The sequence below is a fragment of the Nocardia sp. NPDC023733 genome (assembly GCF_040639775.1).
GTDB lineage: Bacteria > Actinomycetota > Actinomycetes > Mycobacteriales > Mycobacteriaceae > Nocardia > Nocardia rosealba.
Genome location: NZ_JBFAAN010000001.1, coordinates 1,620,847 through 1,639,076 on the forward strand (window position 1 = coordinate 1,620,847; position 18,230 = coordinate 1,639,076).

The window sequence follows — 18,230 nt, forward strand, 5'->3', positions numbered from 1 at the left end:
TCCGCTCAGCCGCTCTGCCCGGCGACCTCCCGATCGAGTTGTTCGTTGAGCACTCGGGCGATGCGGGCCAGGACCGCGGGTTCGGTCATCGCCAGGTGGGTGGCGTCGACGTCGATATCGGTGATGTGCCCGCGCACACTCGGTGCCCATCCCCGATGACCGGTCGCGTCGTCGCGGCGTTCGCCGGTGGCGGTGAAATACAGCATGTCGCTGTCGATTGCCGGTGGATGCCAGTCGGCGGCGGCCCGGATCGACTCGTTGTAGGCGTCGGTCATGTGCTGGATGAGGGCGGCGTCGATTCCGAGCCGCTCCCCCAGTTTCTGTTCGATCAGTGCGGCGGCTTCCTCGGTGGTGGCGTCGGTGGGTACGAAATCGATGCCCATGACCGGGCCGAGGTTGGCGACCAGTTCGCCGGCTGTCACGGTGGTGACGGCGGTGGGATCGAATCCGTCGGCTTCGGCGTCGAGTAGGGCCAATAGCGCGACTTGTTCTCCGGCCGTGCGTATTTCAGCGGCGATGGCATGGGCGATCTGGCCGCCGAGTGACCAGCCGAGCAGGTGGTAGGGGCCGTGCGGCTGGATGGCGCGGATTTCGTCGAGGTAGCGGCGGGCGGTGTCTTCGATGGTCGCCGAGCCTGGTTCGCCGCTGAGTTGTGGTGCCTGGATTCCGTAGACGGGCCGGTCCTCGGTCAGGTATTCGCCGAGGGGGCGGTAGCACCAGGCCAGGCCGGAGGCGGGGTGGATGCAGAACAGCGGGGGTTGTGTTCCGGTGGTGCGGATCGGTAGCAGGACATCGAATCCGGGTGTGGTCGGTTCGGTGGTGACGTGTCCGGTGCGCATTCCGGTTTCGATGCGCCTGGCGAGGTCGGTGGGGCGCGGGTCGGACAGGATCCAGCTGACGGGGACCTCGTAGTCGAGTTCCTTGCGGAGTTCGCTGACCACCTGCACCGACTTGAGGGAATTGCCGCCGAGGGCGTAGAAGTCGTCGTCGGCGCCGACACGGGCTGTGCCGAGGACGTGCTCGTAGACCCGGGCGACTTCGCCTTCGAGCCAGGATTCCGGTTCCCGGAACTCCCCCACGTCGAATACCGGTTCCGGTAGGTGTTTGCGGTCGAGTTTGCCGGAGTCGGTCAGCGGCACGGTGTCGAGCACCATGACTGTGGTGGGCACCATGTAGTCGGGGAGTTCGGCGGCGGCGTGGTCGAGGACGGCGTCGGTGTCGACGTCGTGACCTGCCGTGGGTATCAGGTAGGCGACGAGCCGGTCCCCCGTGCCGGAGGTGTGGACGGCGGCGATGGCGCGGGCGACGGTGGGGTGCTCGGCGAGGACGGCTTCGATCTCGCCGAGTTCGATGCGCAGGCCACGGAGTTTCACCTGGAAGTCGGTGCGGCCCAGGTATTCCAGTTCGCCGGTGCGCAGGCGGCGGGCCCGGTCGCCGGTGCGGTACATGCGCTGACCTGCGGTGAACGGGTCGGGGACGAATCGTTCCGCGGTGAGGCCGGGGCGGGCGTGGTAGCCGCGGGCGATCTGGTTGCCGGCGAGGTACAGGTCCCCCGCTACCCCGGGTGGGACCGGGCGCAGGCGGGTGTCGAGGACGTGGGCGCGGACGTTCCAGACCGGTGTGCCCATGGGGATGCTGCCGGCGTCGGTCTCGGTGACGTGGTGGGCGGTGGCGTGCACGGTGAATTCGGTGGGGCCGTAGAGGTTGTGCAGTTCGGTGTGGGGCATGGCGCGGCGCGCGGCCGACACCACGTCGGCACCGAATGCTTCGCCGCCGACGAGCAAGGCGCGCAACGAGTTCAGGGATCGCGCGGGGGCGGCGTCGGCGAAGGCCGCGAGCATGGACGGGACGAAGGAGGTGACGGTGACCTGCCGGTCGGCGATGGTGTCGGCCAGGTAGGTGGGGTCGGTGTGTCCGTCGGGTCGGGCGATCACCAGGCGGGCGCCGACGGCCAGGGTGGCGAACAGTTCCCAGACCGAGACGTCGAAGGTGGCGGGGGTTTTCTGCAGGACGGTGTCGGCGGTGGTGAGCCGGTAGGCGTCGATGATCCAGTGGAGTTGGTTGAGGGCTGCGCTGTGCGGCACCGCAACACCTTTGGGGCGCCCGGTGGATCCGGAGGTGAACAGGACGTAGGCGATGTTGTGGGGGCGAAGCGGGGTGCGGCGGTCGTCGTCGCCGACGGGGGTGTCGTCGTAGCCGGTGAGGTCGATTCCGTCGAGGGAGGTGAGTTCGAGGACGGGGGCTGCGGTGGTGAGCATGTAGTCGATGCGGTCAGCGGGGTGGGCGGGGTCGATGGGGACGTATCCCCCGCCGGCGGCATGGACGGCGTACACGGCGGTGACTTGGTCGAGGGATCGGGGCATGGGTAGTGCGACGAGGGTGTCGGGGCCGACACCTCGGGCGATGAGCCAACGGGCGAGCCGGTTGACGCGTGCGGCGAATTCGGCATAGGTGAGGGCTTCGGAGCCGGATTCGACGGCGGGCCGGTCGGCGTGGGTGCGTGCGGCGTGGGTGAACAGGCTTGCGAGGGTTTCGTGCGGGTCGAGGGGGCGTTCGGTGGCGTTCCACCGGTGCAGGAGCGCGTCGCGTTCGCCGGTGTCGAGGAGGTCGACGTCGTGGATCTGTCGGGTGGGGTCGGTGGCGAGTGCGCGCAGGATCCGTTGCAGGCGGTCGGCGATGGTGGTTGCGGTGGCCGGGTCGAACAGGTCGGTGGCGTAGGTGATCGTGCCGTTCATTCCGGTGGGTGCGCCGGTGCTGTCGTGGGTGTCGGAGACGGTGATCTGGAGGTCGAACAGGGAGGTCGCGGTGTCGGCTTCGACGGCGGAGGCGGTCAGGCCGGGGAGCCGGAAGTCGGTGGTGGTGTGGTTCTGGAAGGCGAGCATCACCTGGAACAGGGGGTGGTGGGCGTGGGAGCGGACGGGGTTGAGTTCTTGGACGAGGCGTTCGAACGGGACGTCGGCGTGCCCGAATGCGGCGAGGTCGTCGCCTCGGACGTGCTCGAGGAGTTCGGTGAAGGTCATGTGGTCGGTGAGGTGGGTGCGCAGGACGAGGGTGTTGACGAACATGCCGACGAGGTCGTCGAGTTCGGGTTCGCCGCGACCGGCGTAGGGCGTGCCGATGGCGATGTCGTCGGTGGCGGCGACGCGGCCGAGGGTGGCGGCCAGGGCGGCGTGGAACACCATGAACAGGGTGCTGTTGTGGGCGCGTGCGACCTTTTCCAAGGCGGTGTGCAGGTCGGCGTCGACGGTGAGGTCGACGTTGCCACCGGTGTAGGTCTGGATCGGCGGCCGCGGGCGGTCGGTGGGAAGTTCGAGCAGTGGTGGCAGATCGGCGAGTCGGGCGGTCCAGTAGTCGATTTGCGCGCGCAGCAGCGAGTCGGGGTCGTGTGCGGCGCCCAGGACGGTGTGTTGCCAGATGGCGTAGTCGGCGTACTGGACCGGTAGCGGTGTCCAGGCGGGTGGGTGGTCGTCGACGCGGGCCTGGTAGGCGGTCATCATGTCGCGGGCCAGTGGGGCGAGGGAGGATCCGTCGCCGCAGATGTGGTGCAGGACCACGGCCAGCACCCAGGTGTCGGGGCCGGTGTCGTAGAGCCGGGCCCGCAACGGTACTTCGGTCGTGACGTCGAAGGCGGTGGCCAGGAGTGCGGTGAGCGCGGCGGGCAGTGCGCTGTCGTCGGTCGGGACGGGGTGCAGCGGTGGCGTGGCGAGGTGGGCCGGTAGGACGACCTGTGCGGGCTCGCCGTCGATGTGTGGGTAGCGGGTGCGCAGCACTTCGTGGCGGTCGACGACGTCGGTGAGGGCTCGGTGCAGGGCGTCGGTGTCGAGGTGGCCGGTGAGGCGGATGACGATGGGGATGCTGTAGGCGGCCGAATCGGGTTCGAACCGGTTGAGGAACCACATGCGCTGCTGCGCGTAGGACAGCGGGATATGTGGTGGCCGGGGTTGCGGGGTGAGCGCCACTCGGCCGGTGTCGGCGTGGGATTCGGCGCGGGCGGCGAGTTTGGCGACCGTCGGTGCGTCGAAGATCATCGCGACGGGCACGGTGGCGTCGAGGGCGGCGCCGATGCGGGCGGCGACGCGGGTGGCGACGAGACTGTTGCCGCCGAGTTCGAAGAAGTCGTCGTCGGCGCCGACGGCGCGGTCGAGGCCGAGTACGTCGGTGAAGACGCCCGCCACGATTTCCTCGACCGGTGAGGAGGGGGCACGGAATTGCTTGGTCTGCAGGACGGGTTCGGGGAGGGCCTTGCGGTCGAGTTTGCCGTTGGGTGAGAGCGGGATCCGGTCGAGGACCATGATCGCGGCGGGCACCATGTAGGCGGGCAGGGTGTCGGTGAGCGCGGTGGTGAGGGTGTCGACGGAGATTTCGGCACCGGGTGCCGCGACCACGTAGGACACCAGGGTGACGGGCCCGGTGCCTTCGCGGCGCGGGATGGTGACGGCGTAGGCGATGTCGGGGCGGGCACCGAGGGCGGTGTCGATCTCGCCGAGTTCGACACGGTAGCCGCGCACTTTCACCTGGAAGTCGTTGCGGCCCAGGAATTCCAGGTCGCCACGGGTGTTCCAGCGGACGAGGTCGCCGGTGCGGTACATGCGGCTGCCGGGTTCGGCGTAGGGGCAGGCGGTGAATCGGTCGGCGTTGGTGGCGGCGCGGTTGAGGTAGCCGCGGGCCAGGGCTGGTCCGGCCAGATACAGTTCGCCGCTGACGCCGACCGGTGCGGGCCGGAGCCGGTCGTCGAGGACCAATGCCTGGATTCCGGGCAGTGGGGTGCCGATGGTGGGTCGTTCGTCGGGATGGATGGGTTGGGTGGAGGTGGCGAGCATGGTTGTTTCGGTTGGTCCGTAGAGGACCCGGAATTCGCGGGTGCCCGCGCGGTCGCTGCCTGCCCACCGGTTGATGAGGTCGGCGGGGACCTCGTCGCCGCCGGACACGATGTGCTGGAGGTCGTCGAGTCCGGTGGGGTCGACGGAGGCGAGGGCGGCGGGGGTGACGAAGGCGTGGGTGATGCGGTGGGTACGCAGGAATCCGGCCAGTTCGTCGCCGCCGTAGATATCGGTGGGGGCGATGACGAGGGTGGCTGCGCGGCCGGTGGCGAGCAGGATTTCCAGGACCGAGGCGTCGAAGGACGGTGAGGCGAAGTGCAGTACGCGATCGTTGCTGCGGGTCGGGGTGCCGAGGCGTTGTCCGGCGACGAAGTCGGCGATTCCGGTGTGGGTGATCGCGACGCCCTTGGGGCGGCCGGTGGATCCGGAGGTGAACACGATGTAGGCGACGTTGGTGGCGTGTAGTGGCCGCACCCGGTCGGTGTCGGTGACGGGTTCGGCGGATTCGCCCGTCAGTTGCGGAGTTTCGGCCGGGGAGTCGAGCAGGATCCAGTCGACGGTGCCGGGCAGTTGGGGTCGGGCGGCGGTCAGGGTGATGCCGAGGGCGGCGCGGGAGTCGGTGACCATCTGGTCGATGCGCCCGGCGGGGTACCGGGGATCCACCGGGACGTAGGGGGCACCGGTTTTGACGACCGCCCACCAGGCGACGACTTCGGCGGCGGTGCGGCCGGTGGCGACGAGCACGGGATGTTCGGGCCCGGCGCCGTGGCGGATCAACCGCCGTGCCAGCTGGTTGGAACGGGTGTCGAGTTCGCGGTAGGTGAGCTCGGTGTCGCCGGAGACGACGGCGGTGCCGGTGGGATTGTCGTGGACGGCGGCAGCGAAAACCTCCGGCAGCAGGGCCGGGGGCCGGGGGCCGCCCGGGCGCGGGCCGACCCGGGTCGACAGGTCCTGGTGTTCGGTGTCGTCGAGCCAGCCGAGGTCGCCGACGGCTTCGGTGGGGTCGGTGGTGATGGTTTCGAGGACCCGGAGCAGGCGTGCGCGGAAGGTGTGTGCGGTGGTTTCGTCGAACAGGTCGCGGGCGAAGGTGAGTGTTCCCGACAGCCCGCGCGCTGCTCCCCCGTCGTCGTAGGAGTCGGCGAGGATCAGTTGCAGGTCGAATTGGGACAGGCCGGTGTCGATGTCGGCGCGGGAGACGGTGACGCCGGGCAGTTCGACGTCGGTACCGGACAGGCTCTGGAAGGCGAGCATCACCTGGAACAGCGGGTGCCGGTCCGCGGCGCGTTGCGGATTGAGTTCCTCCACAACCCGTTCGAACGGCACATCGCCGTGTTCGAAGGCTGCCAGGTCGGTGTCGCGGGTGCGGGTGAGCAGTTCGGTGAACGGTTCGCCGGTGTCGATGGAGGTGCGCAGGGCGAGGGTGTTGACGAACATGCCGACGAGGTCCTCGAGGCCGGGTTCACCCCGGCCCGCGACGGGGGTGCCGATCACGACGTCGTCGCTGCCGCTGAGGCGTCCCAGGACGGCAGCGAGGGCGGCGTGCATCACCATGAACAGCGAGGAACCGCGACTGTGGGCGAGTTCGCGCAACCGGGTGTGCAGACCGGCGCCGATATCGACGGGGATGCGGCCACCGGCCAGTGAAGCGACGGGCGGGCGGGGGCGGTCGGTGGGGAGATCGAGCCGGTCGGGGGCCTCGGCGAGGGTTTCCCGCCAGAACCGCAGCTGGGTGGACAGCAGCGATTCGGGGTCGTCGGCGGCGCCGAGTACTTCCCGCTGCCACAGTGCGTAATCGGCGTATTGGACGGGCAGGGGCTGCCAGTGGGGTGCGTGCCCACCGACCCGGGCCGCGTAGGCGGTGACGACATCGCGGGCCAGTGGGCCCATGGATTGTCCGTCGCCTGCGATGTGGTGGACGACGAGGGCGAGTAGGTATTCGCCGGTGCCCAGGTCGAACAGTCCGATGCGGAGAGGGACCTCTGTTGTGACGTCGAATCCGTTGCGCACGAACGCATTCACGGTGTCGGCGAGGGTTGTGGTGTCGACGGGAATGGTGTGCAGGGCGGGTGCGGGTTCGGCCAGGACCAGCTGACGAGGTTCACCCGCGGTCTCGGGATAGACGGTGCGCAGTACTTCGTGGCGGTCGACGACGTCGGTGAGGGCTCGGTGCAAGGCGTCGGTGTCGAGTTCGCCGGTGAGGCGCAGCATGACGGGAATGTTGTACGCGGCGGATTCCGGTTCGAACCGGTTGAGGAACCACATGCGTTGCTGGGCCAGTGACAGCGGCAGGGGTTCCGGGTGCGGGCGCGCGGTGAGCGGGATCCGTTCGCCGGTGCGCAGAGTGGTGGTGTGGCGGGCGAGGGCGGCGACGGTGGGGGCCTCGAACAGGGCACGGACCGGTACCCGGACGCCGAGTGCGGCACCGACCCGGGCCACCACCAGCGAGGCGCTGAGTGAATCGCCGCCGAGGGCGAAGAAGTCGTCGTCGGCGCCGACCCGGTGCACGCCGAGGACCTGTGCGAAGGCGGCGGCGACGAGTTCTTCCGGCCAGGAGGCGGGAGCACGGTATTCGCGGGCGGCGAATACCGGTTCGGGCAGGCGGCCGCGGTCGAGTTTGCCGTGGGCGGTGAGCGGTACGTCGTCCAGGATCATGATGGCGGCGGGCACCATGTAGGTGGGCAGCGCGTCGGAGAGGGCGGCGGTGAGGGTCGCGACCGAGACCTCCTCCCCCGGTGCCGGCACCACATAGGACACCAGGCGTGCCGGTCCCCCGTGGTCAGTGTGCGCGAGGGTGGTCGCGAAGGAGATGTCGGCGCGGGCCGAGAGTGCGGCGTCGATTTCGCCCAGTTCGACGCGTGAGCCACGGACCTTCACCTGGAAGTCGTTGCGCCCCACGAATTCCAGGTCGCCGTCGGCATTGCGGCGGACGAGATCGCCGGTGCGGTACATGCGGGTGCCGCCGTTGCCGAACGGGCAGGCGATGAACCGGGCGGCGGTCAAGCCGGGCCGGTCGATATAGCCTTCGGCCAGCCCCGGACCGAACAGGTACAGCTCACCTGCCACGCCCTGCGGGACGGGCCGCAGCCAGCTGTCGAGAACGGTGGCGGACACCGGACCGACGGGGCGGCCGATACCGATGGGCGCGTCGGCGGACAGTTCGGAAGCGGTTGCCCAGATGGTGGTTTCGCTGGGGCCGTAGAGGTTGAGCATGGTGCGACCCGGTGCCCACCGTCGGACCAGTTCCCGTCCGACCGGTTCCCCGGCCGTCGCCAGGACCCGCAACGTGGTGAGGTCGTCGGCGGGGACGGTGGCCAGCGCGGACGGGGTGATCACCGCGTGCGAAATGTGTTCGCGGCGAAGGAGATCGGCGAGTTCACGGCCGCCGTACACGTCCGGTGGTGCGATGACGAGCCGTCCGCCGGATCCGTGTGCCATGAGCAGTTCGAACAGGTTGGCGTCGAAACTGGGGGACGCGACCTGCAGGACCGTGGACTGGTCGTCGACATGCAGCCTCCGGTGTTGTGCCGCGACCAGATCGGTCAGGGCACGGTGGCAGACCAGAACACCTTTGGGGGTGCCGGTGGAACCGGAGGTGTAGATGACGTAGGCACTGTGATCGGGTTGCACACCGGGCCCGGTGAGCGGTTCCGCCGATTCGGCCGCCACCCTGCGGTGAGTGTGGTCGTCGTCGACGATCAGCCAGTCTGTGCCGTCGGGCAATTTCGGTGCGGTGGCGGTATCGGTGATGCCCAGCGGTGCACCGGAGTCCGACAGCAGGAATTCGATCCGTCCGGCGGGCAGGTTCGGATCGATCGGGAGGAACGCCGTCCCCGCTTTGGCGGCCGCCCACAGGGCCACGACGCCGGTGAGTGAACGTGGGAGCGCGAGGGCGGTGATCCGGCCAGGCCGGGCGCCGCGGCGCAGCAGGGCGCGGGCGAGGCGGTTGGATTGTTCGTCGAGTTCGCGGTAGGTGAGCGTTGCCGCACCGCACTGTGCGGCAACGGCACCGGGGGTGCGAGCGGCGGTGGTGGTGAGGATGCCCGCCAGGGTGTCCGGGGTGTGGTGGGCGGTGTCCGGGTGGGCAGGTGCCGGTGCGCCGGGAAGTGCGAGCGCACCGAGCCGGGTGGCCGTGTCGCGGGCGATGTGGGTGAGGACGTCCACGAACCGGGTGAGGATGTGGTCGGCGCGGGGGCCGTCGAATTCGTCGGTCAGGAAGCGGAGCGTGATCCGCAGGCCCGAGGAACCTTCGGGGGTGGGTGCGACGACCAGACTCAACGGGAACGGGGTGGCATCGACGCCGGAGATCTCGCCGACACGCAGGCCCGCGGAATCGACGAGTCGTTGCAGGGCGGGACGGTCGACGGGGAACGACTGGAATGTGACCGCGGTGTCGAACAATTCGCTGACGCCGACGCTGCGATGGATCTCGGGGAGCCCGATGTAGTGGTGGTCGAGCATGCGGGCGTGCTGGTCCTGGACCCGGACGAGCAGGTCGCGCAGTGTCTGCGCCGGCTCGAGCCGGACCCGGACCGGGACGGTGTTGAGGAACATACCGAGGGTGCGTTCCACCTGCAGCAGCTCCGGTGGCCGGCCCGACACCGCCGAGCCGAAGACGACATCGGTGTCGCCGGTGAGGACACGCAGGTTCAGCGCCCAGGCCGCCGCGACCGTGGTGCTGACGGTGACGGCCGCGTCGGCGGCGACATCACGCAGCTCGCGGTACACGTCGGCCGGCAGGTCGGTGATCACCTCGGCCGAGTTGCCTGAGCTGCCTGTCCCCCGGGTCACGCGGGTCGGGGAATCCACGTCCGCGTACTCCCGCGCCCAGGCGGCTTTGGACGCGGCGGGGTCTTGGTGTTGCAGCCAGGTGAGGTAGTCGCGGTAGGACGGGGCGGGTCCGGTGGTGCCGATTTGTTCTGGTGCACCGTAGTTTTCGAGCAGTTCGCCCATGAGGAGCGGCATCGACCAGCCGTCGAGGATCACGTGGTGATTGGTAACCAGCAGCCGGTGCTCACCGGGTTCGACGCGGATGAGGGTGAACCGGATCAGCGGCGGTGCGGACAGGTCGAAACCGGCTGCGGCGTCGGCGGCGGCGATGTCGGTGGCTGTGCGTGGGTCCTGCCCGCCGGTCAGGTCGATGTCGCGGAAGTCGGTGTCGGCGTGGCCGAGCACGATCTGGTGCGGTCCGGCGGCGGTTTCGGCGAAACCGGCGCGCAGGATGTCGTGGCGGTCGATCAGAGCCTGGGTGGCGCGGCGCAGGCGGTCGACGTCGATCTCACCGGTGAAGCCGATGGTGGTCTGGACGGTGTAGGTGTCGGCGTCGGCGGTGAAGGTGGAGTGGAAGTGGATACCCGATTGCATCGGTGACAGCGGCCAGACTTCGGCCAGGCCCGGATACTGTTGCCGCAGTACGGTGATCGCTGCATCGTCGAGGGTGACGAGTGGTCCCGAGGTGTCGTCGGTGCCCGTTGCGGAGGTGTCGCGGCGGGCAGTGGCGGCGAGCGCTGCCACTGTTTTCCCCTCGAACACCTCGCGAGGGGTCAGGACGAGTCCGGCGGCCCGGGCGAGCGCGACCAGGCGCATGGAGACGATGCTGTCGCCGCCGAGGGTGAAGAAGTTGCTGTCGGTGGACACCTCGTCCAGGTTCAGGACCTGCGCGAACAGGTCCGCCATCGTGCGTTCGGCGGGCGTGGCAGGGGCGCGTCCGGCGGTGTCGGGTGCGGTGAGTTCGTGCTGTCGCAGCGCTTTACGGTCGATCTTGCCGGTGGGGGTGACCGGCATATCGTCGAGTTCCACGATCGTCGTGGGATGCATGTAGTGGGCGAGAGTGCGATCGAGGTGGTCGTGCAGTCGGGTTGTGTCCAGGGGTTGACCGGGTGCGCCGACGACAAAGGACACCAGGACCGGTTCTCCGGTCGGGCCGGTGCGGGTGACGGTGGCGGCGCTCGCCACGGCGGGATGGCGGGCGAGCTGGGTGTCGATCTCCCCCGGTTCGATGCGCAGGCCGTGGATCTTGACCTGTTGATCGTTGCGGCCCAGATATTCCAGTCCGAGCCCGGTGCGTCCATGAATCCAGCGCACGGAATCGCCTGTGCGATAAAGACGTTCACCGCTTCCGGAGTTCGGGTCGGCGATGAAACGAGAGGCGGTGGTCGCCGGCCTGCCGAAATAGCCGCGCGCCAGCCCCGGCCCACCGACATACAACTCCCCCGCGACCCCGACCGGTACCGGTCGCAACCACATGTCGAGGACCGCGACGGAGACGCCGTGGACGGGTCCACCGATCGTCACCGGTTCACCCGGGTGCAGGGCGGTCGAACCAGTTGCCCAGATCGTGGTTTCGGTCGGTCCGTAATGGTTCATCAGCCGTCGGCCGGGCGCCCACCGCCTCACGGTGTCCGCGCCGGTGGCTTCGCCGACCACCGCGATCGCGGTGAGGTCCGGCACCCGGGCGGGGTCGAGGGTGTTCAGCACCGATGGGGTGATGATGGCGTGGGTGACGTGTGCGGTGCGCAGCAGTTCGGTGAGGTCCGCGCCGCCGTACACGTCCGGTGGTGCGATCAGCAGGCAGGCACCGTTGCCGTGGGCCAGCAGCAGTTCCGAGACGCTGGCATCGAAACCTGGTGAGGCGACCTGCAAGACCGTGGAGGTGGAGTCCGCGCCGAAGGCCTCGGTGTGGGCGGCGACGAGGTCGGCCAGACCGCGGTGGGTCACCTGCACCGCTTTCGGGGTGCCGGTCGAACCGGAGGTGAAGATGAGGTAGGCGGTGCTGTCGGGTGACACCGGCCGGGCAAGTGCCGGGGCGCGGTGCGGTGTGTGGGCGTCGTCGAGGGTCAGCCAGTCCACCGTGCTGGGCAGATGCGCGGCGACCGGAGCGGTGGTGATCCCCAGGCCCGTGCTCGAATCGGCCAGCATCCCGGCGATGCGTTCGCCGGGATTGGCCGGATCGAGCGGAATGAACGCGGCACCGGTTTCGGAGACCGCCCAGATCGCGACGACCAGGTCGATCGACCGAGGCAGCGCCAGGGCGACGAACGTTTCGGGACGCGCACCGCGAGCGACGAGCTCGGCGGCGAGTTCGCCCGCCCGCTGCCGCAGCTCACGGTAGGTGAGAGTGATGTCGCCGGATCGGACGGCAGCCCCCTCGGGATACCGGTGAGCCGTCGCGGCGAGAATCTCGTGCAGGGTTAGTTCGGGCACGGCGGCAGCACCGGTGGCAGGGACCGGTTCGCCCGGTCCCGGGGTGACAGCGGCTGTGCGGGTGGCGGGCTCGGTGACCAGCTGCGTGAGGATCCGTTCGAACCGTGTGAGCAGGGTGGCGGCCTGATCGGTGTCGAACCGGTCGGTGGCGTAGCGCAGGGTGAGCGTGTAGGTGCCTGCGTCGTCGCCGGTGGGGCGCGGTGGGGTGACCTGCAGGCTCAGCGGGAACGGGGTGGCGTCCTGGGCGTCGAGATCGATCAGCCGCAGCCCGGCGGCATCGAGATCGCGGGCCAGACCTTCCCGGTCCAGCGGATAGGACTCGAGCACGGTGACGGTGTCGAACATGTCCGCGATCCCGGTGGCGCGCTGCAGTTCCGCCAAACCGATATGGCGGTGCTCGAGCATCGCGGCCTGCTCGGATTGCACCCGGATCAGCAGATCTCCGACGCTTTCGTGGGGATCGAGCCGCACCCGCACCGGCAGGGTGTTGATGAACAGGCCCACCATGTGTTCCACGCCGAGAAGCTGCGGCGGACGGTGCGACACCGTATTGCCGAACACCACATCGGAGCGTCCGGTCAGAGCCGTGAGCAGCAGCGCCCACGCCACCTCGACGGTGGTGCCCGCGGTGACACCGTGGGAGCGGCCGAGATCGAGGACCGCGGCGGCGGTAGCGGTATCGAGGTCGAGCCCGACCTCACCACTGGCCGCACCACCCGTACGGTCCGGGCGGCCCGAGACCCGGGTGGGGTTGTCCACCCCGGCCAGCATCCGCTGCCAGGCGGCCGTAGCGGCGGCATCGTCCTGGGCGTGCAGCCACTGCAGGTAGTCCCGGAACGATCGCGGGGCGCCGAGCTCACCGGCATCGCCGCCGGTGTACAACACGAGGAGCTGGTGGATCAGCAACGGCATCGACCAACCGTCCAGCACGAGATGATGGTCGGTGATCAGCAACCGGTATTCGCCGGCACCGGTGCGCAACAGCTGGAAACGCAGCAGCGGTGGCCGGGCGGGATCGAACGGTGCGGTCGCCTCGGTGGTGAGGCGATGGATCTCGCGGTCACGTCCGGCGGCGTCGTGGGCACTGAGATCGGCTTCGCGCCACTCGGCGCGGACATTGTGCAGCACGATCTGGCGGGGACCGTCGGCGGTTTCGACGAAGGCCGTGCGCAGGCTGTCGTGCCGGTCGATCAGGGTTTGGGCGGCCTGGCGCATGCGCTGGGCGTCGACCTCACCGGCCAGGGTCAGTGATGCCTGCACGATGTAGCTGTCGTCACCCTCGCGGTCGTAGAGGGTGTGGAACAGCAGCCCGGTTTGCAGCGCGGTCAGCGGCCACACATCGGTCATCGCCGGGAAATCCCGCGCCCAACCATCGATATCGGTCTGCGAGACCGTGACCAGCGGGAAATCGGACGGGGTGAATCCGCCTGCGCCGTCGGTGTGCAGATGCGCGGCCAGACTGTGCAGCGCCCGCACCCACAGATCGGCCAATTCGGACACCTCGTCGGCGTCCATGATGCCGGTCGCGTACTCCCAGGTGGCCTCGAGTTCGAGTCCGTCGGGGCCGGGCACCGCGATCGCGTTCACATCCACGATCGCGGGCAACGCCATTCGACGATCGGTGGTCGCGGTGAGCGAGGTGAATTCGGTGGTGGGTGTCCACGCCCCCGAGTGATCGCCGACACCCACCCGCCCCAGATAGTTGAAACTGATCTGGGGCTCCGGCGCGGTCCCGAGCTCGGCACTACCCACGGGGTCGAGGTAACGCAGCATGCCGTAACCGATCCCGTTGTCCGGCACCGCGCGTAATTGTTCCTTCACCTGTTTGATCGCCGACCCCGCTGCGGGGCCGCCGGTGAAGGCATCGTCGAGATCGACACCGGACATGTCGAGCCGGACCGGGAATCGGGTGGTGAACCAGCCGACGGTGCCGCTCAGATCCGCACCGGGCACCGCCTGTTCCTCGCGGCCGTGCCCTTCCAGCGAAATCAGCTCCGTCCCCGCGGTGTCACCGCGGCGGGCCCGCCACTGCGCCGCGGCCAAGGCCAGGGCCGCCAGCAGCGGATCATTGGCGCTGCCGTGGAACCGGGCCGGGATGCCGGTGAGGACGGCTTCGGTGATATCCGCGGGAAGACGCAATCGGATCCGGTCGGCGGTGGCCATGACATCGCGTTCGGGGTCCAGTGGCCGTGACCCGAGCAACCGGTTTCCCTCGGCGAGAACAGTTTTCCAGCTTTCCAGTTCCGCCGGGCGTCGGGCGGCGGCCTGTTCGGTCAGGCCGTGGACCCAGCTGCGCACCGAGGTGGTCCCCGTGCCGGGCTGCGGGTCCTCGCCGGTGGACACCTGCAACCAGGTGCGGGCCAGGTCGGTGAGCAGGATGCGCCACGACACCGCGTCGACGGCGAGGTGATGGACCACCAGCCACAGCAGGTCCGGGCCCGCGCCGGTGCCGTCCTGGACCCGGACAGCCTGCACAAGGACACCGGCGGCGGGGTCGAGACGGTCGGCAGCGTCCTGTAAGTGCCGGTCGATTTCGGTGGCGTCGCGATGATGCAGCGTCACATGGGTGATGACGGGGTCGGCATCGACGGTTCCGGGGGCAGGCACTTCGAGGCGGTGCTCGTCGACGCGCAGAACGGCGCGCAACATGTCGTGACGGTCCAGCAGGGCCTGCAGTGCGCGAGTCAGATGTGCCGGGTCGAGCCGGTCGGGTAGTTCGACGAGGGTGGCCTGCGCGAACCGGTCGTAATGCCCGCGACCGAGCATGGCGTGCACGATCGGTGACAGCGGGATCGGTCCGACACCACCGCCGGGGAGTTCGCGCAGCTGCGGTGCGCCACCGGCCTCGGCGGCCATGGCGGCCAGGCCCGCGACGGTCTTGTGCTCGAACACGTCCTGGGTGGAGAACCCCAGCCCGACGGCTTTCGCACGCGCCACCAGCTGGATCGAGAGGATGCTGTCGCCGCCGAGGGCGAAGAAGCTGTCGTCGGCGCCGACCTGTGGGACACCGAGGATTTCGCTGAACAGGCCGGCCATCAGGATCTCGCGGTCCGTTTCCGGGTCGCGCCCGGCCGGTACCGCCCCGAATTCCGGTTCCGGCAGTGCGGTGCGATCGAGTTTGCCGAACGCGTTCACCGGTAGCTGGTCCAGCGGCACGATCACCGCCGGAACCATGTGCGGCGGCAACGATTCCCGCGCGAACCGTTGCAGCAGGGTGGGGTCCACGCGGTGATCCTCGACGGGGACGACATAGGACGCCAGGACGGTGGTGCCGGCATTGTTGTGCACCGGGACGGTCACCGACAGGTCGACATCCGGATGCGCGGTGAGGGCGGCGTCGATCTCGGCCGGTTCGATCCGGTAGCCACGGATCTTCACCTGGAAATCGCTGCGGCCCAACAGTTCCAGCGAGACCCTCGAATCCTCGGTGACCCAGCGGGCCAGATCGCCGGTGCGGTACATTCGCTGCCCCGGATCGCCGTACGGGTCGGCGACGAAACGGGCCGCGGTGTCGGCGAAGCGCCGGTTGTAGCCGCGAGCCAGGCCGGGCCCGGCCAGATACAGTTCGCCTGCCGTGCCGACCGGCACCGGCTGCAGGGCCCGGTCCAGCACCATCGCCGCCACACCGCGGACGGGGCCACCGACGGTGAGGTCGTGGCCGGGGCGGATCCGTGCGCCCGCGGCGGTCACCGTGGCCTCGGTCGGCCCGTATTCGTTGAACATCGCGCAGTGCCGCGACCAGCGGTCGATCACATGCGGCGGGCATACGTCGCCCCCGACCACCACCACCCGCAGGTCGGTCAGCGGATGCGGGTCGACGGTCGCCAGCATCGCCGGCGTCAACGTCAGATGGGTGACGTGCTCATCGGCCAGCAGTCGGGTGAGCCGGTCGCCGCCGATCACCTCCGGCGGCACGACCACCAGCGTGGCCGCGTTCGCGAAACAGGTCAGGAACTGTTCGAAGGAGGCGTCGAAAGCCGGTGAGAGAGCATAGGACACCCGTGATCGCGGGCTCAGCGCGTAGGCGTCGCTGCGGTCGGCGACCAGATTCGCCAGGCCACGGTGGGTGACCTGCACACCCTTGGGCACACCGGTGGAACCGGAGGTGTAGGTGAGGTAGGCGAGGTCGCCGACATGCAACGGGCGGGCGCGGTCGGCATCGGTGACCGGTTCGTCACCGCCGGCGGCGCAGGCGTCGCGGATCGCGGGATCGTCGAGGACCAGCGCGGGCGCGCTACTCGGCAGCCGGTCCCGTACGGCGTCGAGCGTGACGACCACCCGGGCGCCGCTGTCGGCGATGATGTGCTCGATGCGCTTCGCCGGATAGTCCGGATCGATCTGCACGATCGCGGCCCCGGATTTCGCGACCGCCCACGCCGCGACGACCGACTCGGTTGAACGGTGCAGGGCGATCGCCACCGCTGTCCCCGGCCCGCATCCGCGACCGATCAGGTACCGGGCGAGCCGTGTGGAGCGGGTGTGCAACTCGCGATAGGTCAGTGTCGAGGTGGCCGCGGTGACTGCGGTAGCGGCCGGGTCGTGGTGTGCCCCGGAGGTGAGGATATCGGGAAGCAGCCGGTCACCTGTGGTCTCGGGTCCTCGCACGGGGAGCAGCGCGGCCCGTTCCGCCGGTTCCAGCAGCGGCAGGGTGCTGACGGGTTGTTCCGGCCCGCCGGTGAGGAATTCGTCGAGGAACCTCAGGAACCGGGCGTGGTGAGCGGCGAGTTCGTCGTCGTTGTAGACGCTCGGGTTGCCCTGGAAATCTATGTGGGTGCTGTCGCGGCCCGCGCCGGGATAGATGTTGACGAACAGGTCCGAGGTGGGCCCCGAGGTGAGCACATGCAGGCGGCCGACGGTGTCGCCGAGCACGATCTCGTTGCTCACCATCATCAGATTGATCGCCGGCCCGAACGACGCGGTTTCGTCGCGGGCGATCCCCATATCGCGGAAGATGTCCTCCTGCCGGTACCGCTGCCGCCGCAGCGCGCTGGTCAGCTCGCTCTGCACGGCGGTGATCACCGCACCCGTCCCGTTCCCGGCCACGGGCACCCGCAACGGGACCACATTGGCGACCATCCCGCCGGACCGTCGCAGCACCGCGGAATGGCGACCCGAGACCGGCAGGCTCAGCAACACTTCGTCGCTGCCGGTCATCCGGGCGAGGTAGGCGGCGAACGCGGCGACGATCACCGGGGTGACGCTGGTTCCTCGGTCGGCGACGACCCGGTCGAGCTGTCGCGCGGTGTGGTCGGGCAGGGTCGCGCTGACCAGCGTCGGGTGAATGGTCGGTGTGCCACCGTGGCCCGCGAGGCCGACGACGGGTGGGGCGCCGTCGAGGTGCTCGGTCCAGTAGTCGCGGTCGTTGTCGAAGCGTGTCGAACCCCGGTACGCCAGGTCCTGGTCCACGATGTCGCTCAGGTCCTTCGCGGTGGAGGCCGGCGCCTGCTCCCCCGACACCCCCGCGTTGTACAGCTCGACGATCCGCTGCATCATCGTGACCGCGGCGAAACCGTCGAGCACGATATGGTGCGCGCGCTGATACCACAGGTAGTGGTCGTTACCCGTTTGGAAGACAACGCATTTCATCAGCCGGTCGTTGCGCAGATCCAGTGGGGCGGAGTAGTCGCGGACCATGAGGTCGTGTGCGGTGGCCACCGGGTCGTCGTCCCCGCGCAGATCGAGCACCGATACCGGTGAGGGCAGGTCCTCGTCGACGACCTGATACGGCTCACCCTCGACCTCGACCAGGCGCACATGCGCGCACCCGAACTCACGCCCGGCGGTCTTGCAGGCGGCGACGAGCCCATCGACGTCGACGGGCCCGTCGATCTCCACATACTGGGCCACCGAAATCGGGGATCGGCGCGCCAGATGCTGCGCGAACCAGATCCCGCGCTGCGCCGCGGACAGCGGCAGGGCAGCGTGGGGTCGCGGACCGGAACCGTTGCCGTTGCCGTTGTGTGGGTGCGCGCCGTTGCCCGGCGCGGAAACAGGCTGCTCCCAGCTGCTGTCCAGATGGTGCTTCGACTGGGTCATGTGGACCTCCGAGTATTGCGTCATTCCAGGAACAGGCCGACAAATCGGGCCGTCCATGCCCCCGTGAACGTGCGTCACCACCGGAAATGAAAAGCGAATTCAGCAAAATGGCGCGGAACATCGACCGCAGAGAATGCGGTGCGTAATTACTCCGGCTTTCGGCAGTGGCGAATT

Annotated in this window: 1 protein-coding gene; it reads right to left on the bottom strand. The window is 69.2% G+C overall.

All coding sequences use genetic code 11. From position 1 onward, the window contains the following. Positions 1 to 5 precede the first annotated feature (5 nt). On the bottom strand, positions 6 to 18,056 hold the full coding sequence (locus tag AB0F86_RS07520; protein WP_356982749.1) for an amino acid adenylation domain-containing protein: 18,051 nt from the start codon (positions 18,054 to 18,056) through the stop codon (positions 6 to 8). Positions 18,057 to 18,230 lie beyond the last annotated feature (174 nt).

Coding starts and splice junctions, on each gene's coding strand:
- AB0F86_RS07520 (WP_356982749.1), bottom strand. CDS start 18,056: ATGACCCAGTCGAAGCACCATCTGGACAGCAGCTGGGAGCAGCCTGTT.